This window comes from Haloquadratum walsbyi J07HQW2, assembly GCF_000415985.1.
GTDB lineage: Archaea > Halobacteriota > Halobacteria > Halobacteriales > Haloferacaceae > Haloquadratum > Haloquadratum walsbyi_B.
Genome location: NZ_KE356561.1, coordinates 209,016 through 231,997 on the forward strand (window position 1 = coordinate 209,016; position 22,982 = coordinate 231,997).

At 47.9% G+C, this 22,982-nt stretch carries 20 protein-coding genes and 2 pseudogenes; 11 read left to right on the plus strand and 11 right to left on the minus strand.

Annotated elements, in window-relative coordinates; translation table 11 throughout:
* The first annotated feature begins 107 nt into the window (after positions 1-107).
* Both J07HQW2_RS01080 and J07HQW2_RS01085 read left to right on the plus strand, forming a co-directional pair.
* Positions 108-710, plus strand: coding sequence for a tyrosine-type recombinase/integrase (locus J07HQW2_RS01080; protein WP_021053333.1), 603 nt, complete (start codon positions 108-110; stop codon positions 708-710).
* A 518-nt stretch (positions 711-1,228) separates the two neighbouring features.
* Complete coding sequence (locus tag J07HQW2_RS01085) at positions 1,229-2,407, plus strand: ABC transporter substrate-binding protein (RefSeq protein ID WP_303703856.1); 1,179 nt, start codon at positions 1,229-1,231, stop codon at positions 2,405-2,407.
* Positions 2,408-4,028: 1,621 nt separating this feature from the next.
* Here J07HQW2_RS01085 and J07HQW2_RS01095 read toward each other — a convergent pair.
* From J07HQW2_RS01095 to J07HQW2_RS16965, 5 genes are all read right to left on the minus strand, one after another.
* Positions 4,029-4,334: a hypothetical protein gene (locus tag J07HQW2_RS01095; RefSeq protein ID WP_303703857.1), complete on the minus strand. Its 306-nt coding sequence runs from the start codon at positions 4,332-4,334 to the stop codon at positions 4,029-4,031.
* Positions 4,335-5,896: 1,562 nt separating this feature from the next.
* Positions 5,897-6,187: a hypothetical protein gene (locus tag J07HQW2_RS01100; RefSeq protein WP_303703858.1), complete on the minus strand. Its 291-nt coding sequence runs from the start codon at positions 6,185-6,187 to the stop codon at positions 5,897-5,899.
* 1,827 nt (positions 6,188-8,014) lie between these two features.
* Positions 8,015-8,728 (minus strand): rod-determining factor RdfA, encoded by a 714-nt coding sequence (gene rdfA / locus J07HQW2_RS01105; protein ID WP_303703859.1) that lies wholly within the window; start codon positions 8,726-8,728, stop codon positions 8,015-8,017.
* A gap of 102 nt (positions 8,729-8,830) precedes the next feature.
* Complete coding sequence (locus tag J07HQW2_RS01110) at positions 8,831-9,628, minus strand: hypothetical protein (protein ID WP_021053341.1); 798 nt, start codon at positions 9,626-9,628, stop codon at positions 8,831-8,833.
* A 650-nt stretch (positions 9,629-10,278) separates the two neighbouring features.
* The gene (locus tag J07HQW2_RS16965) at positions 10,279-11,304 is read right to left on the minus strand and encodes a hypothetical protein (RefSeq protein ID WP_021053342.1); all 1,026 of its coding nucleotides are present in this window, start codon (positions 11,302-11,304) and stop codon (positions 10,279-10,281) included.
* A 1,196-nt stretch (positions 11,305-12,500) separates the two neighbouring features.
* Here J07HQW2_RS16965 and J07HQW2_RS16970 point away from each other — a divergent pair.
* From J07HQW2_RS16970 to J07HQW2_RS16975, 3 genes are all read left to right on the plus strand, one after another.
* On the plus strand, positions 12,501-12,707 hold the full coding sequence (locus J07HQW2_RS16970; protein ID WP_303703860.1) for a pentapeptide repeat-containing protein: 207 nt from the start codon (positions 12,501-12,503) through the stop codon (positions 12,705-12,707).
* Positions 12,708-13,010: 303 nt separating this feature from the next.
* Positions 13,011-13,667 (plus strand): hypothetical protein, encoded by a 657-nt coding sequence (locus J07HQW2_RS01125; RefSeq protein ID WP_048075395.1) that lies wholly within the window; start codon positions 13,011-13,013, stop codon positions 13,665-13,667.
* A 251-nt stretch (positions 13,668-13,918) separates the two neighbouring features.
* A complete protein-coding gene (locus J07HQW2_RS16975) occupies positions 13,919-14,356 on the plus strand; it encodes a VOC family protein (RefSeq protein ID WP_021053345.1) in 438 nt (145 codons plus the stop codon).
* 107 nt (positions 14,357-14,463) lie between these two features.
* On the opposite strand, the gene J07HQW2_RS16980 is transcribed toward J07HQW2_RS16975, so the two are convergent.
* Both J07HQW2_RS16980 and J07HQW2_RS16985 read right to left on the minus strand, forming a co-directional pair.
* Positions 14,464-14,619 carry a hypothetical protein gene (locus tag J07HQW2_RS16980; RefSeq protein ID WP_021053346.1) on the minus strand — a complete coding sequence of 52 codons (156 nt, stop codon included), beginning with the start codon at positions 14,617-14,619 and terminating at the stop codon, positions 14,464-14,466.
* Positions 14,620-14,864: 245 nt separating this feature from the next.
* Complete coding sequence (locus tag J07HQW2_RS16985) at positions 14,865-15,251, minus strand: hypothetical protein (protein WP_021053347.1); 387 nt, start codon at positions 15,249-15,251, stop codon at positions 14,865-14,867.
* 315 nt (positions 15,252-15,566) lie between these two features.
* Here J07HQW2_RS16985 and J07HQW2_RS19740 point away from each other — a divergent pair, with 315 nt between their 5' ends.
* Entirely contained in the window at positions 15,567-15,719 is a 153-nt protein-coding gene (locus J07HQW2_RS19740) for a DUF6788 family protein (RefSeq protein ID WP_394324620.1), read from the plus strand.
* Positions 15,720-17,209: 1,490 nt separating this feature from the next.
* On the opposite strand, the gene J07HQW2_RS16990 is transcribed toward J07HQW2_RS19740, so the two are convergent.
* The 4 genes from J07HQW2_RS16990 to J07HQW2_RS01150 all read right to left on the minus strand — a co-directional run bounded on the left by J07HQW2_RS16990 (position 17,210) and on the right by J07HQW2_RS01150 (position 20,785).
* Complete coding sequence (locus J07HQW2_RS16990; RefSeq protein WP_021053348.1) at positions 17,210-18,010, minus strand: hypothetical protein; 801 nt, start codon at positions 18,008-18,010, stop codon at positions 17,210-17,212.
* A gap of 323 nt (positions 18,011-18,333) precedes the next feature.
* Positions 18,334-18,591, minus strand: coding sequence for a hypothetical protein (locus J07HQW2_RS01145; RefSeq protein ID WP_021053349.1), 258 nt, complete (start codon positions 18,589-18,591; stop codon positions 18,334-18,336).
* A gap of 240 nt (positions 18,592-18,831) precedes the next feature.
* On the minus strand, positions 18,832-18,984 hold the full coding sequence (locus tag J07HQW2_RS16995; RefSeq protein ID WP_021053350.1) for a hypothetical protein: 153 nt from the start codon (positions 18,982-18,984) through the stop codon (positions 18,832-18,834).
* Between the two features lie 1,474 nt (positions 18,985-20,458).
* Positions 20,459-20,785: a DUF555 domain-containing protein gene (locus tag J07HQW2_RS01150; protein WP_303703861.1), complete on the minus strand. Its 327-nt coding sequence runs from the start codon at positions 20,783-20,785 to the stop codon at positions 20,459-20,461.
* Between J07HQW2_RS01150 and J07HQW2_RS17000 the strand changes: the two are divergent.
* From J07HQW2_RS17000 to J07HQW2_RS17005, 5 genes and pseudogenes are all read left to right on the plus strand, one after another.
* Positions 20,733-21,182 (plus strand): annotated as a pseudogene (locus J07HQW2_RS17000) (tyrosine-type recombinase/integrase); the annotation flags it as partial. The gene J07HQW2_RS01150 and the pseudogene J07HQW2_RS17000 overlap by 53 nt on opposite strands.
* 61 nt (positions 21,183-21,243) lie before the next feature.
* Positions 21,244-21,489, plus strand: coding sequence for a hypothetical protein (locus J07HQW2_RS01155; RefSeq protein ID WP_021053354.1), 246 nt, complete (start codon positions 21,244-21,246; stop codon positions 21,487-21,489).
* 106 nt (positions 21,490-21,595) lie between these two features.
* Positions 21,596-21,991: pseudogene (locus J07HQW2_RS01160) on the plus strand (PIN domain-containing protein); the annotation flags it as partial.
* Positions 21,992-22,037: 46 nt separating this feature from the next.
* Positions 22,038-22,316, plus strand: coding sequence for a helix-turn-helix domain-containing protein (locus tag J07HQW2_RS01165; RefSeq protein ID WP_048075056.1), 279 nt, complete (start codon positions 22,038-22,040; stop codon positions 22,314-22,316).
* A gap of 510 nt (positions 22,317-22,826) precedes the next feature.
* Positions 22,827-22,964, plus strand: coding sequence for a hypothetical protein (locus J07HQW2_RS17005; RefSeq protein WP_021053357.1), 138 nt, complete (start codon positions 22,827-22,829; stop codon positions 22,962-22,964).
* Positions 22,965-22,982 lie beyond the last annotated feature (18 nt).

The following is a 22,982-nucleotide window of genomic DNA, read 5'->3' on the forward strand; positions in this document are numbered from 1 at the left end:
TCGGAAATGAAACGCTCTCAATTGGTGGTTTTGGTGCTCAAATCCTCACTCAAGAGGGTACATTTATGCTCTTGTTTCCGGTATGATACAATGCCGGAAGCAAGGTTATGAATTTACAGGAGCACGAGCAAAAAGACGGATTCAAGATTTGGTTATCTGAACAAGAGGTTAGCTCTCTGCTTGATCAAGCGATTCACCCAAGAGCCTCAATCGCATTTGCACTTGGGGCAAAATGTGGGCTTCGCAGTCATGAGATTGTTGAGTTACATCCTGAGGATATTGTTGAGACGGATATCGGACCGATGCTGAGGGTTGAGCATGGAAAGGGGGACAAGTTTCGAGAGACGCCGATACCTCCTGAATTGAAGACAACAATCGAGACTGCTGTTGAGTTTCGGGAGGAGGGATTGAATGAGCCTGTAATCTTGAACACAAAAGGAGAGCCGACAACGACACGCACCTTAAGGAATTGGCTTGATCAGACGCGAAAGGAGCTTGCTGATCGAGAGGATGAAAAATACTGGCTTGAGGTAAATCTGCATGATTTACGCCGAACGTGGGCAACTGCTCTCGCTTCTAAGTCTGTTGACCCATTAATTTGCTGTGATTGGGGAGGTTGGAGTAATCTTGAGACATTTCTTGATCACTATCGAGGCACATATTCGCCTGAGGCTCAGGCTCGCGAGAGAAATAAAGTTGAGTGGTTATGAGTTTCCTCGAGGCGAGGATACTCGAAAAATCGGGAATTGATATTGGCTCTTACCGAACTCAGTGAAACAGCGTGAGTATCATGACATCCCGCTGAATGCGTCTGTGTGTGAACAATCAAACTGCCTTCGAATACGTCGTCCTGCCTGATTCCGGGATATACCGTTGTCTCGTAGATATAGTTCCACCGCCGTTGGTCACCCCGAGGTCCGGGACCGTCTGTTCACACTCGCTGGTTGTCCGCTCTGGCAAAAGAGACGAGTTGCTAACACGTAGTGGTCGGAATACCTCGAGAGTCAGTCGCCTGATTCAGTCGCTGTCCGGATCACCGTATTGAACAGAGGTGGGGAATTGGGGTGAATCCTGGTCGGAAGAGTTCCCCGAGATGGGACGAAGCAGGTATCTGAATGTTTGGTGATAAAATCGTCACTTACAGTAGCCAAATTTTAAAATACCCATCCGGATATGTCTGACGTGTATGTCCCCACGAAGCCCTCCACCTAGCGACTCAGCTCCCGAGGTGAGTGACGCGCCTGCTCTCCCTCGTCGCGCGTTCCTCGGTACGATCGGCGCAGGAACAGTCTCGGCCCTGTCTGGCTGCCTCGGGAGCGGCGACTCGCCCTCCCCGTCATCGCTCTTCTCGTGGCCGCCGCAGACGGACACCGACAGGGTCGTTCTCCGTTCGGTCTACGGTCGGTGGCTCGACTGGGCGCAAGGCCGATTCGAGGACGAGTACGGTATCTCCTTTCGGAACTGGGAGGACCCTGCCCTCTGGAACTACCACCCGACGGAGACGGACGCGCTGAGTCCGGTATTAAACCCCATCCACGACCACGTCCTTGACCCGGTGTCGGATCGACTCGGAAATCCGCTGAGCTCGACTCACGGTCCGACGCGGGCTATCGATGCCGTCGACGTCAGGCCGGGGTGGCTCGAGGCGGGCGTCGAGAACGGCTCCGTTAAACCGCTTCCCGTCGAGAAGATGCCAGCCTGGGAGAACATCCCCGAACGGTTCCGTGACGGTGTCCACCGGCAGGACGGCGAGACGTACGGCGTGCCCACCGAAGCAGTCCTCACGACGCTCGCCTACAACACCGACGCCTTCGACGAGCCCCCGGATTCGTGGGACGTGCTCTGGGATGACCGGTTCGACGGGGAGGTCGTCCTCGGCGGCGGCTACTGGGACCTCCCGCTCATCGCCGCACTCTACACCGAACAGGATCCGAAGAGTCCGGACGACTTCGAAGCCATCCGCGACGCGTTGGAACGGCTCAAAGCGCAGGACGTCACGATGGCGTATCGGGACGAAGTCATCGAGACGTTTCAGTCGGACGAGGCTGTCGTAGGTACGATGTGGCAGTCGATGGCGTACCGTGCACGGTTCGACCGCGGCCTGGCCGTCGACTACACCGTCCCCCGGGAGGGGAGCGTCTACAAGTGCTATTACAACATAGTCCCGACCGACGCGCCGAACCCGATGGCGGCGCTCCGGCTCCTGAACTGGCTGTCCCGTCCGGAGGCAGCGGCCGAACTATTCGAACGTGAACGCGCTGTCCCGGCAGCGGGCGTCGGTGACGAACTCAGCCACGACGTTGCCTCGTACATCCGGTGGGACGACAGCTGGACGCTGTACAGGACGTTTCCGCTCTCGGATGACCTGAGCGAAGGATACGGGGAGATCATGCGGGATGTATCCTGAGCCGCATCTCGCTCATGTGGGCAGAATAGCTATTGATAGAATGATATACGGTTCAATAGATAACTGTTAATATGAATAAAAAGGAGCAGTCGTTGACCGATTGTGTTCAGATAAGCTAATTCCATGTATAATTATTGACGTGTAAAATAAATAAGTGTTCCTTAGTACGGTCTGAGTGTCTCTACCCGTAGATTTTCATATCGCACACGGGGGTGAGGGTTCATCCTCAAGTGAAATGAATCGGTAATTAATATTTTTCTAAACCATCTTCATTATGACCCGAACCCTTTCGTGTGGGCCCAGCTAAAAATACTGCCGACTAACAAACGGTCTTGAAAAGAATTGAATACTCAAAAATTCAGACACACTCCTCATTTCCTGAGAGTCAGAACAAGAAACTGCAATTGTTGGGGCAGAAGTATATGAATAAACATCCAAGAATATCTGTTCAGCTCTTGTTCTTATTTATCGGGCTACTGCCTGCAGACCATGTTATTGTATCTCGTAATCTGCCTCCACGAAGTAAATTTCACATCCCGCTTTGACAGCGTGAGTATCCCAGATTTCCTTGAAAATCGTCACTTGTCCCCGATCAACAATCTCTCGTCTGCGTATAGGCGTCTCGACGTACGCTTTCTCATGCTTGTAGAGTCAGCTAGGACCAGCATAAGAAAATTCTGAAACATACATGCCCTCTGTCGATATGATGCCTGAAGAAGTAACTTGATTATGTATGTCATTTTCACGCCAATTAGACCTTATGTAATAAATCGTCTCTTATCTTCTCTAGTTATTACATACGGTTGATGTAGAATTATATTTGAGCAGCGACAGTAAGACTATTTTATAACCGAGCGATTTCCATCAACTATTGAGAGCGTCAACCAATTTCATTATCTCATCTATATTAGATACATTGCTGTGATGACAGAATATATTCCTACTCTCCTTGTAAGATATATACATTCACGTGTACCAACCTAGTGAACCCGTACTACATCTAGGTACGTACAACCAGATATAGGATCCAAAGCGCCGTTTTTGATCTCTTCGAGAATATATGATTCCTAGAGTAACACACTAATACTACTTCCTATCAAGAACACAAAATCTGAAGTGATCTGCATTCCGGTCTTCACGGTCTTTAATGTGTGTCCAATCGATTCGAATCCACGGTGCTTCTGCAAGCGAATCCCTTGCAAAAACCTGAGAGTGGTGTGAGCCGGGCAGGGTTGCTTTCGACATGTGATCTTCGCCAGAGAGTAGTTGTACTCCGACAATCGGATGCTCACAGACTCCCATTGAGTAGCTAACGAAATGACAACCACCCGAACTCGGGTAGTCGGTTGCTGGATCCGTAGCTATCACTCTTGAGAATAGAAGCTGTCCAGGAGGGCAAATATAACCTCCCAGACTGATCCTGGGTTTTCTGGCTGCAGTTATGAACAAAGAAATTATCCAGGATCACATGATAATCTGCTCACAGTTGATATGAATGTATCGATTTGAGTTGGCACTGATCAGCGCGCTGCCTGTGGGGTAGTCTTGTGGGTTCACTGATGGAGATGTCTTCTACGAGTACGGCTTGTGCCGTGGATTAACTGTGCTCGTTTTGGCAGTCTCAAGTGAGAACCAGTACACGGATATCGTTTGGTTTGATTTCTATCTGGTAATCATTACTTTCGGTGAGTTCCGTCGTCTCATGTGTCGTTTCTTCTGGACGATCAACGTCAACGATAATAAAGAAGTTTCTTATAACTGGTAAATTTGCTGTAAATTCGTTTGTTTCACCAGTATTAACCGAGAATTTCCACTGGTTGATTGTACTTCCATTGCTGTATCTGAGTTGAAGCGAGCCTTCTACCACGCTGTCACGGTCATTGAAAATACTAAAGCGAGAAGGTCGCAATTCTTGCAAGTCTGACACACACCCGCTGCAGGATGCTACCCCAGCTACAACAAGGAACTTTCGCCGGATCACATGTAATCATCTCTCCCTGATAGCAAAAACGCGATTCCAATTTTCTAGACGTGAGACATGCCCTGCTAATATTGATCTTTTTTCATGATTCGAGATATCAGAGCTGAGATCTCATCTACATCGCCTGGGCGAAGACTATGCTCTATGTCACCATCTAAAACAATGTGAGAAACAAAAATACCGACTACGATCATCGTTTCAATCGGTAACTTTAGCGATTGTCGTGAAACAGACTACTCAATCGGTCTACTCTGTCAATATAATCATATTGATATGACAAAATGTGTATGTATTGCGTATAAATAGTATCCGTAGCGGGTGACAAAGACAGCTGAGAATATATACTTAAACGACTATGTATACGTCCTCAGAACAGTGATTACAGCTTCTTCCCTTGACTCTCAGGAAAAGAGGAGTGTGTGTATGTCCGTCCGAGTGTTCAAATATTTTCACAACCACTCAGCATGAAAAGCCACTTTTAATATATTTATTCGTCGATCCTCCTCAGGTGGTTCAGTAATCCCAGTGAACACTCAGGAAATGAGGAGAGGGGGCATCCAAATCCGAGTTCTTTGTAAGAAGTCATATTTTTGAGTATAGAATTATCGTGAGTAGCAAATGTTAATCAGACAAGGATCGAGGTGATGTCTCGGTATCGTAGTACCTTACGTAAAAAGTATTTTGTAATATTACATAAGAAGCTGATGTTATAGCACGGATATTCTATGCCTAATAGATGATAAATGACGAATTATTAGACAAATATGATTTATCAGTTTACCCTTAATCGGTATATTATCTCAGCATAGTCAGCCGAATAATAGTATAATGATGGTACAGATGTTATATTATTTTGCTAAATTAATCATTAATTTGATATTTTGCGTGAATCGGGAGCTGTAAAATCAGTCTCTTTTGATAATTTAGATATATCTATACTTTTATTATATCATTTAATTTTGAGTCTACAATGCCTACGGATAATTTATATTATTCATTAATGTGTGTAATTATCAATATTCACGCAGCGAAATAAGCTATGTCTGACGATTAACTATATCGATATTGTCACTCTTGATTGATGAATTCTATGTGAAATGGATATCGCTCCTATACTTACTCCCTGCAATATCTTGTGTAAAAATAAGTAGTATTACTGTAACTATCTCGGCTGCACAGAGTCAACGGTCAAAATAGCGAATAATATTTACGGGCTGTTCACGCAGCTGTCTTGTCATATCTCCAGCAGCAGAGGCACATTAGATACTAACTGGACGGAATTCTATGAGCATAATCAGCACCGGCGATATTCATTATAATCCCATTCTGGATCAATATACTTATGAGTCTCATGAAGCCTGCACTTCCCTGTCAGCCACTCAACGGTACCCTCACAATTGCGACGTATTCTCCGTGATATTAATAATACGACTCAGCCTTATCCGAAGTACCCACTCGAATTTGCTCTCCTCTGGTTGTATCTCTTATACTGTAGGTAGTTTCTTCAGCTACCCTCGTTCAGCGATAGATAAGTAGAGTGCGTAATTATCGGTTAATTCTCCAGTATCTCGATCCTCAGTGCGCTGAAGATTGATTTCAACACGAGTCGAATTGTCCTCAAAGTCAAGCAATGGTTTGAGGGAAGCTCCTACTGCTTCAATAAATTCGGGAGTGCCAGTAATTCGAACTGTAGAGATCTCTGTCGGATACTTGCTACCTGAAAAGCCAGATGGCTTCGGAATCACAGTATCTTTGAGCTCTCCATCACTCGGCTCGTCCAGTCCCTCTATCCACTTCATTGCTTGTCGCTTTCTTATGTGCCCAGACTCGGTAGTGGGCAGCTGGTCTAGTTCAACCATAATTATACTTGGCTCCTACGGCAATTCAGATTTTATCATAATAAAATGTCGTTTCAGTTTCCTCGCTCAAATACACTCATGAGGAGATCCGTTCTGGGAAGGGTTCGTATGTTTATGACGCAGGCAGTAGGTTTGTATATTGCTACCGATACTTTGAGTTTTTTTCTTATGGAACAATCTGCTTTTGTTCCGCTCGATTATTACATAAAGTATAGCCGGGCGGTCTCGCAGAAATCAACCTTGTTATCGTAGAGAGCGAGTATAACAATTAAGTTGACCCGTCCGCCTCGTCGGTCGGAGTAGGTCTGCTGGAGGAACTTCTTATTTGATCGGATACCGTGTTCAACGACAGCGATCTCAAGCGGCTTGGATCCATCTCCTTGGTAAAATTCGTACTCATTTCCAGCTTGGTCGTAGTTCCAGGGGCGACCTGTTCAGGAATTCAGGAAGGTGGATGTTATATACTAGCATGAAAAGACGCTGTCATGTATAACCTCGTGGCAATGTAAGAAGTGATAACCATTCAAATGCATCCACAGGCGTTCTACAGAACTACCAGTCGTTCATAAACTCGACAGATAATCCAACTTTTTTAGCCGGATTTTCAACTCAATATGTTTGTTTGTCTTTATCAGTGAATTATGGAGATAACACCCGATAGTCTAAGCGAGTCTCGTATCCTGTCAGTATCCTCTTGAATTATCATCATCAAATTGATGACATACTCATCTGAACGCCATCACGACCGGATCCACATAAACAGAAGCCTGATTCATACAATAGAGACGCTGCGGCATTTGTGATGGTACTCAGGATATTATAATAAGTGGAATCTTGAATTATACTCACTCACAATTTGGAATGAGTTTAGCCGTCTCAATATTAATCTCCTCCTGAAAGTGCAATTCCGTTTTTCCTACAGCATAACTCCCGTCCGTGTATGGCGTGTCATACGTATTAGACGTGAAACAGGGTTTGAAACCCACATTCAGTACGCTCACCTTGACTTTCGAATTCGTCATGAATCCATTTCGGCAAGTTGGCTACCTTGTCGTTCCCGATCATCGCTGCTATCCGCTCACTTTCGTCTTTTTTATTATGATGGAACTTGGTTCAGCTTCTTGAAGTTCAGAACCAGACCAGATGGCGGTATATCATTTAAAAACAATCACGAAAGCAAACGCAGCGTGACTATCTTTGACAAGTTGACAAATATATTAACTAATTACATCGACAGAGACAGGTTAGACAAGACTGACGAGCATGGACGAGAGCCACTGTTTGCCGTGCCGGATGGTCGGATATACAGATAGCGAGCGTAAGAACGTGATGGCTATCACACGTCTTTGTGTCACAACGGCGAAGTGTCCTCATGACCGTGTGATCGAGGACTGTATCCAGTTCTACCCCTAACCACATTGTGCATGCACACTCCGCGATGTCATGGCATCATGCATAAAATGTACCTGCGAATTCTCATTGAGACAACGATCAACAGGATCGTGGGGTATTCGGACAAGCACGACCCAGACCGTATTCATTCAATTAGAAGTTTATTGAATTTGTCGAAATATGCATTTACTGATTATTATCACACACGTTCTTAACTAATGACCGAGTTCAACGTCAATTCCAACTTGAGAATCCAGCCTGTGTTGCTGAGGATTGCTGCAGAGAGATTCTCACCAGCATATCACAAACAACTGGGCAATCTGCAATCGAATTCCTGCACACAATCGACCGTGATTTAGAGATGGATCCACACAATTAGTTCTTCAATCGGTGTGCACTTCCAGTGTCTATGGGTTTTGTCTCATCTCCATCTGCGTCTGCACCTGATAACTCAGAGTCGCTCGCACACTGACACCCGCCTGAGTCAATAAGTCTCTTTGGTGAGCGACGAGCACCACAATCCTGACATGTGACCCAGATTTCGATATTCACTTCATATGACCCACCATCGATGACATTATGCTTGATCCACTGTGCCAAGTTGTTTTCCACAATCGCTTGGAGCCGTCCGGCGATTTTTCGCATGTGCGTGAGACTTGAGGCTGGATTATTAGTTGTTTCGCTGGAGGAGCGTGAGACGTTTCGATGGTCTTTACAGTAATTGTACACAGATTGATATGTGATGAGATCAGCTTCAAGTCGCTCAACATCGATACCGTCGTGTTTGAGACGCTGTCTGACCTCAGTCTGCATTCCGGCAGTCACGTCATCGTCATCGCCACTCAGAAGTCGATAGATATTCGCTGCTTCTCCATCAAGCAAATGTGTTGAACTGGCGACCGCAGCCTCAATGATCCGTCTATTCACATGGTCAGCCAGATCCCGCAGACTTTGTTGATCGTATCCATTCTCTCCGAGCCATCGAGCGACGACTTCATCACCGAGTTCTGAAATATCATATCGATCCGCGACTCGCTCAATTTTGGGTCCGTCCCCACCACGGCGGGAGTATGACGATTCCGTACTCATTGCTTTGGGTAAATAATACACATATTCGTATATAGACTACACGAATGTTTTCACTGACTGAAATTCTGCGTCACAATCTAACATATGACGTATTCGCACTCGTTAAAAAAACTGCCGATAGCCCTCTCCCCACTTGTCTTTGAGTCGGGTTCTCGCACGATTCGTCTCAGTGCGATTGTAACTGTCAAGATGTCGGTTTGCCCAGACTCTCGTTGCAGTCTCATCGTCCAAGTACATGCCAAGAATCTCGATATCTTCGAGTCCAGCTACATGGCTTGCCCAGACTCTTTTGTGACCGTCTAAGAGAGTCAACGAGTCGGTTTGAGTGCAAGTACAAGTGCAAGAGCGAGAATGAGCGCGGTCATGATTTGCCCACACGAGAGGAGGTCTCGGTGGTTTCTCTCTCGCTGCCACCTTCTCGACGAATCGTGTGTTTTGATCGAGGGAAAACGTCCGGGAGTGGTATGGTGACGGATATATCCGATCAATGTCAACTGTTATTGGTCCTCTCGAGCCAGCTTTCTGAAGTCTCGGCTGTGGAAACGCATAATAATCTACTCCAGACCTCTCGAGTCGAGTCAGTTTGAGTGGTGCCACTCCGGAATAGTACTGAAATGCTGAGTCAAGATCCGGCGTGAACACAACAATTGCTATTGGTGAGTCACTCCGGTATTGCGGATTATCTTCTGCGACAGTCACTCCACGGTCGGGTACATCCCATTCTTCAGCTGTCACAGGCGGCACATTGACGACCACTGGCTTGCGAGTGCGAGTGTCAGTGTCAGTGACATTCTCATTCTGTCTCTTCGAGTCTGGACGTTCATTATCGATTACAACGTCTCCAAACGACAGGTCGTTATCGTGTTCTGGGTCGTCAGTATCTTCTCTGAGTTGGGTCATTTTGTGAGTGTGAGTGTCTGTGAATAAAAATGCAGTCGCTCGAATCTAGTGTATTTTATTCCTGGGAAGCTGACACTTGTCACGATTCGATGGTGGCAGTGGCATCGCTTAGCGTCGAGAGTGAATTGCTGCGCTGTTTGCTTCAGTGTGACGCATCGTTATTTTGCAGATTACAGACATGTGTGAACCGTTAAGATAGACTTTGGATTCAAATCTCATAGAATCCAAAGTTGAGAGACAATATTGAGTATCTGTTTATACGTAACCGACTCTCTGAGACTCGACTTTGTCAATTCCAAAGTTGAGAGAATCTCATCGAGAGTGTGGGGACATGGATCGAGACGGACGGACACCTGAGTATCCTTATGTAACATCTGCCTCTCTCACAAGACAATTTGTTACATAAGGCATGAATCCTGAGAGTGTGAGAGTAATCCCCTAGAAGGGTGTTCTTGGCACAAGTCATGGGGAAACACACAGAGAATATCCAATCCCTAGAATTGCACATCGGATCACAATTTGAGTGTACAATTATCACAGATAATACCTACACTTGCGGCACGATCACCATCCACACCACACCCATGTTTATATACAATACCGAGTATGACCCAGTGAGTCACCGTAAAAACCAGTGAGTAGTTGCCTTATCAGTATGACAAGTTCAGATCTGCTTCTCTCACCCTCGACACTTGGTGAGGTTGAAGATGTTCACGGAGTTTCCATAGTTCAATACCACAATGATAACACTCACCGCTGTCAATCAGGTGTTGTTTTGAGTCGCCGACGCAGTGCAAGTCGGTCGCTTCATCGTAAACTTGATGCTCCACACGACTGAGTTTTGCCTCTGAATGAGATGGTAGTCTCTCGTTTGCTTTCCGAAGTTTCTGGACTGCATCATGAAACTCTTCGGACAGATGGTCGGTGTCACGGAGACGTCGATCTCTGTAACTGACTGTCGCGTGATCGGCGCCATCTGACTGCTGATTCTTCGCTCGATATATCTGCAGTCCACGTTGATACCGCTGTTTGAGCTCTTCTTTGATCCACTCGAATGGCACTCGAGCAGCTGTGTCTTGATCTGCGTAATGGAAGTCGTGAAACTCACTTGACCAAACGTCGGACCTGTCAGTGACACCAGACCATTCTGATTTGTCTGGGATCTGTTTGAGCCACCCTTTTGTCAGCTCGCCACCAAGCAGATCGACAGTGTAAGCATCAAACTGCTGCTCGCGCAGCCAGAGTGTACTGTAGCCCTGTGACGCATACACGTCCTCAGTGCCCGGTATATCCTTCTGCTCATTCTTATACTGACACTCAATGCAGATGCCACCGCCGAATGGGTAGAAGACATCAGGGAATGTCACACAGATATCAGCCTCTTTCTCACCACCGGCAATCGGGCGCTCGATCTCAACGTTCGCCATCGGGAACTTTGACTCGGCTGTTTCAGCAGCGACGGCTTTCATCTTGAGATGCATATGCGACTCGCCACAGCTACCGCCAGTCGCGGAGCGATGGACAAAGTGCGCACATACATGACTGCCCGCTCGGTCATGTGCATCTCGGATGTAACTGAACTCCTCATTGCAGTCTGGACAGTGGCACCCATCAGCAGACTCAACATCGTTCACAGAGACGAGCGACTCATCTCTATCGAATGCGACAACTGGCATCTCAGCACTCGGTCAGTCCACTGCCGTCGCCAGTCTCTGAGGTGTCATCACTGTCGGATGTCTTGTAATCGTCGAGCGTCTGTCCTGCCCTGTTTCAATCCTTTGTGGGTTTTCTGTTCGTTGCAACGGTGGATGAGAAATCACTCGAGAAGACGTATAATTGTTCATCTGCGTCTCTTTTGACTGTCCGTCCTCATTGACCTCTGCTATACACAGAGTATAAACAGGTCGATGAAGGTTATCATGATTTTAAACTCGATAGAGTCAGATCAATCATCACCTGAGACTCGCTAGATCTCAACAAACGTGCTGTTAGCAAAGAAGATAGTGATCGGTTCGAGAGGATTTGACATATCTCCCGAGAATGAATTATCCTCCAGTATGGAACTCAATTCCTCAGCTCATAAGCGTGTCATGTCTGAGTGGAATTCTCGGCACTATACATTAGTATTTTAAATTATGTGTGCCACTTGATGATAACAGATGCATATCGAAGTTTTCACCCGGCGAATTTTTTGTGTGCATTTCCACCACCATATTGTACGATGAATAGCTTCGCAGTCTGCCACTTTTGACACTATTTGGGAATCATATTACTGGCGTGCTGAGCGATTGATCGTCGATGCCTCTGAGACCACCTTTTGTCAACTCTGTAATTCACGTCAATATTGGTCTTCATGGCTCCTGTTAACAGCTCAATTGCCGGGGTTCTGGCTTTATTTTGTTCGGATTCTCACCGTCTCAATTAATATTTTAACTTATCTATATCCATAGAACAACAGCACGAGGAAAACATTATACAAACACACAGCGGCGGAGGCTATGACGACTGTCGGTGTTTTCCCGTTCGAAAGGCAGACTGCTCCAATTTTCTTACTGTTTTGCTCTGACAAATTAACCGATAACGGCGTGTAAATCTGATACTAAATCTGATATGTTTACTTACATGAATAGAATAGGGAACGCAGTCATGCGATTATTTATCAACTAATATATGATTATAGACATACAACTAACTCACTTCTTTGTGCAACTGCAAGTCCAATCAATTCTCAGTAAAAGATCTGTACAAGAACGGAGCAACTAATCGTTGATCAGCTGGCTCTCTGGCAAATGGGTAGAGCCTGTGCCCCACCTATCAGTGACACGACAATTCACTCAGAATAAATACTTCAAAAATCCATATTTATCAGATAATGACCAACTACGAATTCTCAATTCCCAACAGCGACGAAGTCTCGCCCAGTGATATTCAACCAAACGCCGACCTCTCTAATGCTAACCTCTTGCGTGCTACCCTCTGTAACGCCGATATCTCTGGTGCGAACCTCAGGTCCGCCGATCTCTCGAGTGTCCACCTCACGGCTGCGGTCCTCACTGACACCGACATGACAGACGCTTAGTTGGCAGACCTTTCCGATGCCGAACTCCCAGACGACGTGTGAGATTCTGAGTAACAAATTCATACTGCACCCACACAGGTTACTCGAAGAATTTGTGCAACTACAGTGGATCCGTGCCTTATATAGATCTACTGTCTCGTCAGACCGATTGTAAGCCGCCTGTGTCGATATGGGTCTCTCAAGGGTGTATTTTAACGGCTCTAGTACGGTCGCATGGAGCGGTCAAAAAGAGCTAATATCGTTGGACGGGTCTGCGACGCTGATTCGATGGCGTCAAGTGACTATCGGGATGACACTTTCGTGATGCCCTCCACACGAACTGTCGACCGACCACGGGAGGCACGCGCCGCTGCGCAGAGATATCTGAGACGTGAACGACCGCTGAGTGCGCTGATCGTCCTGGGCGTCGTGGCTGGGTTCCTCGGTACGTACGTCGCGACGTCGCTGGTACCCGCAGTCGTCGTCGGGGGACTGCTGGTCGTCGTCATACGTGCTCCGGTCATTGAATCACGCGGGAGCGTCCGTCTTCGAACCGACGAGGACGCCGAGTCCGTCGCCGAGTCGTTCACGGGGGCGACGCCGCCGATCCTCGTGTTTCAGTGGGGAATCGCTGACGAGATCCTCACTGGAGACGGGAGAGTCACGTACCGGATCTCGTATCTGTTCGGTTTGCGGTCGGTCGAGATGACCGTCGATACCCGGACGGATCGTACGCCGGATGGCGGCCGTCGAATCGTGTTGGAAGCCACAGTGGACGGTCAGCCGTGGTCGACGTACGTCGTCACCGTCGACACGCGAGACGACGGGACCGTCGCTGAGTACGAGTACACAGCGGATCGGCGATTCGGTCTGCGGCGGGTTCCACAACGACTCGTCGCGAACCGGTACCGGGACGAAGCGCTCGAAGCTCAAGGGTACGCCGTCGTCGAGCGACACGAACAGTACGGCGTCGCTGTCTGAACGACAGACCAGCGATGTCGCGGAGGGTTGAAACGGGAATCGCTGACCGGCTCGGGATCCCTCCCGATTACCGTTCGCAGATCAGTCTGTATCTACTGCTCACTATCTCTACTGATAGTGTGATACTGATTACTAACACTACATCTGCAATCCTTTTGAATCGGTTCCTTTCACAACGTCGAGTGACTGTATAAAATGACTCATATCGCCGGGGTCCAAACCAATGTATCATATATTATCATGCAATACATATGGCACCCACAGCACATCATATCGGTATCACGGTCGATGATCTTGAGGCGATGACCGCGTTCTATCGTGACACGCTCGGTTTCGATGTCGAGGCAGAAGTTTCCTCAGCGGATGACGAAATTGATGCCGAGGCTCTCACCACTTTAGTCGGGATTTCTGACACAGACCTGTCGGCGGGGTTTCTTGAAGCACCAGGTTGTGCAGTTGAACTGCTCAAATATCACGAACCACTGGGGGAGTCTGCTGTCGGTGTCGCGAATAATGATATTGGTGCGCATCAGTTTGCGTTCGAGGTTGATAATATCGACACATGGCATAATCGGGTAGTCGATGCCGGTGCCGTGGTGACGAGCGAGCCTGTTGATTTTGGTATCACGCCACGATTTTATTGTAACGATCCCGAAGAAAATGTTGTTGAACTACTTGAAGCAGAGTAACAGTTGATTCGGGTCACAACATAGATTCTCTGAGGACACAGTCATGTCCTCTGAGGGACGGGGAAATCTTCGTGCTGTGAGACAACTGAGTGGGGAGCGTCAACGATCTAACGACCATGTTGTTGGACGAACATCAAAAGGCGTCCAGTGTCAGTGTCACCGTCGGTCTCGAAGTCTGCGTCCAGGTGCAACTCAATTACCAGATCATTCTCGAGAGTAACACTGCATTCACCGTGATTTTCCAGTGCTTGTCGGAATCCCATCGTTTCAGTGTAGCATCTGCATGGGTGATACCAGTTTTCAGCACATGTCGATGTGGTCCATCGGTATTACAGATGATACGTATGTGACCGACCATCCAAGGACAACGACAGGTATCTGGATCCATATTGAGTGGTCACTGAACAGGAACAGAGCAGCGATGCCAATGAGATACGTGCCAACGAATACCGCTCTCATAAATGCCAATTTAATTTGTCCACGTGACCAACTGGCTCAAAATCAGTTATCAGTATCGTACACTCTCACCGTACTCTCTGACGAGCGAGTCGGTTAACTCAGATCCATCACACCGTCTAGTAATACATCCAAGGAACCAACCATACTTGCCTGTTGCATCTTTACGACTGTCAAGAATAAATGACCACTCACCGTCGTAATTATATTGACCCGCTTGAATCCAGGCTCTGATGAGCTCCGTCTGTTCGACACCCAGTCTGTACTCTTCAGCATCAGGATTCACATACTGCGTTTCAGCAGTATCGATCCCAAACAGCCTCACTCGAGCATTCTTGACCGTTTGAAATTCTTGATCGATCGTGACATCGATTGTATCATCATCAACTACGTGAGGGACTTTTGTTCGGTAGTAGAAGGACCCATATTCTCCTGTCATTACTCAAGATAGACATCTATCAGTCTGTACCAGTTTTCGTGGTGAGGGAGACGTATCCACTTTCCGAGTCTTAACTAATTTTTTCAACGTAGCTATCAGATGATTAGTTAGGACAATGGATTCAAAACCAGAACCTCCAGAGTCACTTCCGACGTACGTGATCATGGGGTAGAGCGCTAAGGGGCACAACAACTCGAGGATCTTGCTGAATGGGCGATTGATCTTGCTGAGTATAACCGTCAACCATCAGCAGAAGAAATTGAAACTGAAACTGAAATTCCAGACGATGCGTCTATCGAAGGATACGATGAACAGATAGGTGGCTGGGTATATACGAAGTATATCGAGTGTGGGAAAGAGACGTGTCACTGCAAGGAGGAGGGGGGACACGGTCCCTACAGGTATGGCTATTACTACGATGACTCCGGGAATCTAACGTCAGAATATCTTGGGAAGGTCGCTGAGTGATCATCTTAACTAATATTTTCGATTATTATTAGAGCTATTAGTTAAGACTTGTACTCACTTCACTCAACGAATATAGAGACCGACACAGGAGAACAGGACACGTCTTAGCGAACCCCGTTGTAAGTGGGGTGAGAGTTGCACCAACGCAGCTCACTCTGCTTGGGTGTAGCGTAGTGCCTTTTTATTACATTCATTACTGTTGAAGAGCGTCATCCTTGCTCGACCCTCGCGGGCACGCTCCTGCTCGGATTCGAACCGGGATTGACATTGACTTCAGCGCCGTCGTCTTAGACACTATGCTATAGCAGTAGCAAGGAGTCGACCGATCAACGGTCAACGATACTTACCTATCAATATGCTGATATTACTGTATAATAAACCTATCGTGGGTGCAGATGTGTTATACGCACGTATAGGCGTATGTATACATACGTACGCGTTTTCAGAGGGGTGTCATACTCCAAAAAAAGACAGAGGATTCATTACCACAACCAACGGCACGATATATTTCCCTCGTCGAAGCCACCTCCCGATATATCACGTGTATATCGTATCACCCAAAACCCGTTGAGAATCAATGTGATCCGGTGCTGTGAATAGGTCCTCAATATCGTCCGTCGTTTCATTGTGTGTGGTCGCACTCGGTGAGTGGTTCAAGGGTCAATATCAGTCTGTACACTGATTGGCTCGCAACATCGAAATTAGCATGAATATACACGCAAGAAGCATCAAACTCTCATTTGCACCTAACATCATGGTCGCATGTGAACAGCGGATTACTCCCTTTCGCAGTCATTATGATCCTTGCTACCCCCCGTGTGCGATATGAATTCTCCGATGATGACGTCCGAAAGGATATACATGTCAGACCAATCGCTTAGATGAGATGAGTGTAGCCAGTGAGCGAAAACTAATTACTTGATTGCTAGTGGACCGATAGGACTGAGCTCTTTGATTTAAATGATCGATAAGTACCATCGTGTACTGTTTTGCGTAAACTAGTCGAAACCAGAGCAGTCGATGTAACAATTGAGTACTCGAACAGTAACACAAGAGATGACCTTCGAGCACACATCAAATCGATTGAACTGAGTCGAGGCTGACGATGAAGTTGGTCCGGCGGTTATTTCAAAGTGTTAACTCACTCGTGCCGTTCTTTCCCGAGTTGAATCCAAAAACCAGTAACTTACGAGCAATCTAGTCGAAATAAACCACCGAGGAATGGTTAAGGAGAAGACTCAGTTCCAACCATCAATGTACGCGGTCTCGTGACAAGACGTCGAGAGTATGAGACTGTTGTTTCTATTTGTTTCGTCACCGACAGCGTCACACTCGTTGTGACGGGTGAACCTACTGACTGTTCGACGAACCTGTTTCATTCGGTGTAAACACTACTGAAACAAAGAGGTTCTCTCTTCAGTTGTTACTACAGAAAGGGGCTAGTACGTCCATTCTGTCGTACTATTCCTCGCCAGTGATCGTGTTATTGGTCAAGTAACGCCAATCGTCACAGCGGTTTCTTCGTTTGCCGTCACAACACTCGTGACGTCATCAGCGAGTCCATCATCGAACACGACCGCTGTCTTCCCGCCACGAGTTTCTTTAATATCTACTCCCCCGTCACCGAACTGTTTCAGAAAGTCAGCGACTCGTTGGACTGTCTGTCTGTGAACGCGTTTGTCCTCTTGTGCAGTCAACACGTCTCGAATCCGGGTTGAGGTGATAGCAATCCCAGCTGGCACGGATTTTCCATAGTCTTTGATTCGACGAGCAATTGATCGAGCTCTCTTTTGATTGGACGTGAGATTCTCTACTGCAACGTTTTCTGGAAGTGCACACACTTGCTCAAGGGAAGTGGCCTTACTACTACTCGGGGTGGTCGCATCCTCATCGTTGTCCTCAGATTGGGACGATTGCTCACCAGAGGAATTAGTCGTGTCTGTTTCAACTTTATTTTCTACTTTGGTGAGCCTCTTCCTTACTTTTGCATCACTCTCAATATGCTTTGCGAGGCTATCTTCAAGTTGCGTGATCTTTTTTCGATCTTCAGCGTTGGACTTCGCCTGCGTGGCAACTTGCTCTCGAATCTCATCAATCTCCGCTTGCTTGTTAGTAAGTGATTGTTCAATCCCCTCGACAGCTGACTTGCCAACCTGTCTAAGTGTATCAACCGTTTCTTGATCGGTATCAGTCGTCTCCAAACAGTCTGCAAGTTCTTCGATGCATAGTGTTAATTTATCAATACAACTGACGTCGGTGCTGTTAAAACAGCGCGGGTCTTGTTTATTCATGGAGTTTGGGGCTCCTTGGTTGAGGGGTTATTCGTTCATCCCTCACCGTCATTATTTCAACGGATACTGATATGATTGTCTAGTATTCCATATAAAACTTCGTACAAATCTTACATTATTTGTCTGATATATAAATGTAAATTAATTTGATTAAAAACAGAATAGACGTTTAGACTATTTAATTCTCAATTCCATGCAGCATATCCAACTTATATGTTGGCATGTATTGACGTCTTCACGCTGTCAAAATACACCAAATGGAGTCAATAGCTTATGATTCTTACTGAGGAAGTAAATTCAAAAGGATATGAAATAGTTACAGGCTACTCTTCTGACGGTTCACTGTCCTCGACTAGCTCATTTCGAAGATCGTCGATCTCCTTTTGATGTTGTTTAAGCATCGCTTCACAAGCATCACTCACCTGTCGACCATGTTGTTCGAGATCATCGATAACTTCTTGATCAATCTCAGTGTCGGTCGACTCAGCAGCCTCCACAAATATATCAACAAATTCGTCGATCGAATCTACTCCGCTCACATCAGCAGAGGAACCATCCTCTGGATTATCAGCTTCAGACATACTTTCTTTGGGACAGTCTATCAGTCTTACAGTCTCTTACCCTACTCTGTTGCGACATGATATCAAAAACTAATATTTTGTGGCACTTAATCGTGGCTACTGAGTTCGTATTCTAAATATTTAGATATTAAGATATGCAAAGCACGACTCTAGATAACGTCACGTCTAGTCATTCCAACAACTGCGTTTTGCCAAGTGGTCACTCCCAATTAATACCACGGTGATTGCTCTCGAATCTCATCAATCTCTGCTTGACTGCTCAGTTCCTTCGATAGCTGATTCACCAATCTGTCTAAGTGTATTAATTGTTTCTTGATCAACTGCAGACTCGGTTGACTTGATAATCTTCACGAACGTATCAATAAATGCATTAATCGAATCTGCTGTATCCATATTAGAGGGCGGAGTATCCCCTGGAATTACTTTCCAATATAACTCGGGTATTTGTAGTCCGATTTTGGTTTGTCTCCCGGCGCGCTCGCCGGAGTTCGTCGTTCATGACATGATGTTTATCATTATGATGAACGAGTAGTTGTGATTGATTCCGGCAATATTTCTCAAAACAAGCGTACAAACGTGATAGTCGCTTATGCCAACTCCGGGTATGTATAATGAATATGATGATTTAGAAGCACACCTCTAACCACTGAGTCACGGCTGGACATGTCCCACTCTTCAGCCGTCATAGGTGGTGTATTAATTACCACGGCTCTGCCAGCGTGATTGCCACTCCGACCCTCGGAGTCTGGAGATTTCTTGTCAATTATAATATCCCCAAACGAGAAGTCGTTTCCATGACTCTTCATGAGTGTGTCCTACTCAAGGGCGTTTGGTGTCACTCTTTTGTTTCATTCGGGTCACCATATGAAATGTCTGTAAATTGAGATAGAGTGGCTTGTATCCAGTATCTCTCAGACCCGGGAAGCTGACACGCATTAGATTCGATAGTGGTGATAGCGTCGGCGTTACGCTAAGATCGATGGATGCCCGCAGTAAAGCCTCCAGGGTGAGAAATGGTTCTCCATCCGTGTCGTATGGAATATCAGTAGAATGTAGTTTCAGATAGTCTCAGTCTGTGTAGTAACCAATAATCTGATCGACTATACTTTATATAATTACAAGTATATATCACTGCCACAACGAGACTGTCACTACTACCACTCTGACCCGATCAATACACCCGGTCCCACTCTCTCAAAGACAAGACCCTTGCAAAATGGGGTGTGGTTTATAAAAGAATCATAACCCATGAAACGAATAAAACGTGGTTATATAACAGACAGCTACAACTAGAAACAACTCAACAATCACTTGTGTTATTTGACAGAGAAAGCACTAGCAAAGGAGGGAGAAGTATTCAAGGAAACCATCGATATGAAGCACTTGCAACGGTGGTTGCATAAAATAAATCGCAACCGAGAGAGCGACTGCAGCTAGAGTTGGTCAGGATGTCGCGCGATACCTTCTGACCGGAACTCGACAGCGATCAACATCCCTCTTAGTTTCCAAACAACAATCTCACTGAGAAACGGTGTGTATGTGATATATAAACGGACCACTCACTCGACACACTTGACAGAATAAGATACGAATGACACACATGCCAAAGTATGCATATGGGTGGTCAGAACGAAGGCAATTCCCTCCGTATGGAACTCGATACCACCGTTGGATTCATGTTATGTAATCAATCGTATGATAAAGATCAAAATCAAGAAAACATCAATCGCCAACAGTGTGTACAGTGCGAATATATAGCCAGTTCATCATGAAAGATGACCAGCCACTATTGCACTAATACAGATTGTTTATGTTAGTTGTGTGAGTGCAACAGAGTTCACTTCTGTTTCCAAGTTATATCATATCTTCAGGATTGAACATCGCGACCTAGGTCTGTGAAGTTCATTTTAGGCTTTTCATCCACCTCGTCGACCGGTTTTGTCTCCAATACCGTGAGTGGGATATCCTTCATTCGGACACCTAACTCGCGCTTCGCGACACGCTCACTCTCCGCATGAGACTTTGCAGACATCTCAACGGTCACCGTCAGTACGATGAGCGCAAAATCCGTCGTACAGAGAGCTGCCTCCATTTCATACCCACAGGAAGGACAACCGACATCTTGAACAAGGATCTCCGACGATCGAGCTTCTGTCGACCTCGAGGACGAGCTGCTCCGGATCCCGACGGCCATCCAGAAGGACTTCCCGAACGACCGGAGCCCGCCGCCGGCGACGTTCGAGCTCGACCGCAGCGAGCAGCTCGACGTCGTCGCGACGCTCCAGGCCTACCTCCAGCAGCGCGACGACGACCACGCGGCGCTGTTCCCCTCGCAGAAGAGCCCGCGGCTGTCCGGGAAGGCGATCAACGACGCCGTGAAGCGCGCGGCCGCGGCCGCCGACGTCCGGCCCTACTCGTTCTCCGGGCGCGGCGAGCCCGACGACGTCACCGCCCACACGCTCCGCCACTCGGTCGCCTGGCGGATGCTGCGCGTCGAGGACGACAACACGCTCTACGACGTGAGGAACAGACTGCGGCACTCGTCGATTCTGACGACCGAGCGCGAGTACGACCACTTCGAGACCATCTGACCGCCGACGGCCGGGGCGCACGCAATTTACTTATTCCTGCGTCTACACAGTATTATGTGAGATGCCGAACGTCACCGTCTCCGTCGACGACACGCTGAAGGAACAGATGGACGACCACCCGGAGATCAACTGGAGCGAGGTCGCCCGCCAGGCGATCCGCGAGAAGATCCACGACCTCGAGGTGATGGAGCAGCTCGTCGAGGGCAGCGAACTTACCCAGGAGGACGTCGACGAACTGGCGGCCCAGATCGACCGGGCCGCCACCGAGGAGGCGATGGCCGATCTCGATGACCAGGCCGATGCATGAAGTACGTCGTCGACGCGAACATCATCCTCTCCGCTCTCATTTCTGACTCGATGACGCGGCGGCTCCTCGTCGAACTCGAGGACGACCTCCTCACCCCGCCTACGTCCACGACGAGATCGGGAAGTACACCGAGATGGTCTCCGAGAAGTCCAACCTGACGCCGGCGGAGGTCGAGGAGCTCATCGAGCTGCTGTTCAAGCGGATCGACGTCGTCCCGCGCCCGGTGGTTCTCGAGTCCCTCCAGGAGGCCGCGCGGATCATGCGGGACACCGACCCCGACGACGCAGTCTACCTGGCGGCCGCCCTCGAGCGCGACGCCCAGCTGTGGAGCGACGACGTCTCCGTCCGCGTCGACGCAGGGATGGCGCACGTCGAGAGCCTCACGCCCGAGCCGCTGCTCGTCCGCAACCAGAAGGGCTCCGCGGTCCTCGAGGTGCTGACCAGCCGCCGCCCCGACCAGGACGTCGACGAGCGCCGGCGCGCGCGAGCGTCCGACCGGTGAACCACGTAGCAGTACCGTTTTATCAGCTCCCGACCTACGACTGACCATGACCAACGGAGACGTCCGCGGCGACGTCGAGCAGGGCGAGGGCGGGAAGTTCGAGTCGAAGTACTCCGACGAGGACGTCGTCGACGCGCTCGTCGACGCCCACCCCGAGCCCCTGAAGGTCGGCGAGGTCGCCGACCGCGTCGGCTGCTCCGAAACCACCGCACACAACCGCCTCCACGGGCTTCACGACGACGCATACCCCGGGCTCGCGACGAAGAAAGTCGGCGCGAACGCCCGCGTCTGGTGGGTCGATCCCGACCAGCTCCCCGACGAGTAGCGCCAGTTGCTCCTACTGGACCGACGGCATTGTAGGATAGAGCTGCGGGATTTTACTCGAACGTTGAAGTATAAGGATAGCGTATCTGTCCGTTATTGTTAAAATATTTATTCAGGCCACCAAAGTCGCTTCTGTCTCGGTAGACCAGACCGCACGAAGAAGACGTTCTGACCAACGCTGCGACCACACTGCGGACTATCCACCCTGTCTACAGCATAGGCTCGACAAATCATCAGCATTCGAGAAGTTCCACATGGCCGATTCTACACATCATTATTTCCGTTTGAAAAACTAAGTTCAAGATCGCTCAAGGGCCCAACATAATGAATTCGGAGTTTGTGGAGCGCATCGAACACCCCGAATCCAGATATCGCCAAGAGGCTCATCAAATGAGGATATAAAACCGTGTCGCGCCATAGCACGACTCATTGAGGAGCAGCTGTCTAACGTCGGCTACACGCTGACTGCGAACTATTATTCGCATGGAGGAGAGAATATCCTGTAAGAGCAATGAGCGTAGAAAACGATGTCTCTGTGGAAGTCCATCAGAGCGAGGAGGAGTTGATCCTATATCTCTCCCGGGAGATGGATATGGAGTATGCGGATGCAAAGGAGTACTACGAGCAGCAGGCAACAGTCGTTGCCTGATCGTCTGACACCAGTCTC

What these genes read in the sequence shown, in the direction of transcription:
- J07HQW2_RS17005 (WP_021053357.1), top strand. Translation starts at nt 22,827, where the DNA reads ATGAGCGTAGAAAACGATGTCTCTGTGGAAGTCCATCAGAGCGAGGAG.
- J07HQW2_RS16990 (WP_021053348.1), bottom strand. Translation starts at nt 18,010, where the DNA reads ATGAATAAACAAGACCCGCGCTGTTTTAACAGCACCGACGTCAGTTGT.
- J07HQW2_RS01150 (WP_303703861.1), bottom strand. Translation starts at nt 20,785, where the DNA reads ATGGCCGTCGGGATCCGGAGCAGCTCGTCCTCGAGGTCGACAGAAGCT.
- J07HQW2_RS16995 (WP_021053350.1), bottom strand. Translation starts at nt 18,984, where the DNA reads ATGGATACAGCAGATTCGATTAATGCATTTATTGATACGTTCGTGAAG.
- J07HQW2_RS16965 (WP_021053342.1), bottom strand. Translation starts at nt 11,304, where the DNA reads ATGCCAGTTGTCGCATTCGATAGAGATGAGTCGCTCGTCTCTGTGAAC.
- J07HQW2_RS16970 (WP_303703860.1), top strand. Translation starts at nt 12,501, where the DNA reads ATGACCAACTACGAATTCTCAATTCCCAACAGCGACGAAGTCTCGCCC.
- J07HQW2_RS01100 (WP_303703858.1), bottom strand. Translation starts at nt 6,187, where the DNA reads ATGAAGTGGATAGAGGGACTGGACGAGCCGAGTGATGGAGAGCTCAAA.
- J07HQW2_RS16985 (WP_021053347.1), bottom strand. Translation starts at nt 15,251, where the DNA reads ATGACAGGAGAATATGGGTCCTTCTACTACCGAACAAAAGTCCCTCAC.
- J07HQW2_RS01125 (WP_048075395.1), top strand. Translation starts at nt 13,011, where the DNA reads ATGCCCTCCACACGAACTGTCGACCGACCACGGGAGGCACGCGCCGCT.
- J07HQW2_RS16975 (WP_021053345.1), top strand. Translation starts at nt 13,919, where the DNA reads ATGGCACCCACAGCACATCATATCGGTATCACGGTCGATGATCTTGAG.
- J07HQW2_RS01110 (WP_021053341.1), bottom strand. Translation starts at nt 9,628, where the DNA reads ATGACCCAACTCAGAGAAGATACTGACGACCCAGAACACGATAACGAC.
- J07HQW2_RS01080 (WP_021053333.1), top strand. Translation starts at nt 108, where the DNA reads ATGAATTTACAGGAGCACGAGCAAAAAGACGGATTCAAGATTTGGTTA.
- J07HQW2_RS01155 (WP_021053354.1), top strand. Translation starts at nt 21,244, where the DNA reads ATGCCGAACGTCACCGTCTCCGTCGACGACACGCTGAAGGAACAGATG.
- J07HQW2_RS16980 (WP_021053346.1), bottom strand. Translation starts at nt 14,619, where the DNA reads ATGGGATTCCGACAAGCACTGGAAAATCACGGTGAATGCAGTGTTACT.
- J07HQW2_RS01145 (WP_021053349.1), bottom strand. Translation starts at nt 18,591, where the DNA reads ATGTCTGAAGCTGATAATCCAGAGGATGGTTCCTCTGCTGATGTGAGC.
- rdfA (WP_303703859.1), bottom strand. Translation starts at nt 8,728, where the DNA reads ATGAGTACGGAATCGTCATACTCCCGCCGTGGTGGGGACGGACCCAAA.
- J07HQW2_RS01165 (WP_048075056.1), top strand. Translation starts at nt 22,038, where the DNA reads ATGACCAACGGAGACGTCCGCGGCGACGTCGAGCAGGGCGAGGGCGGG.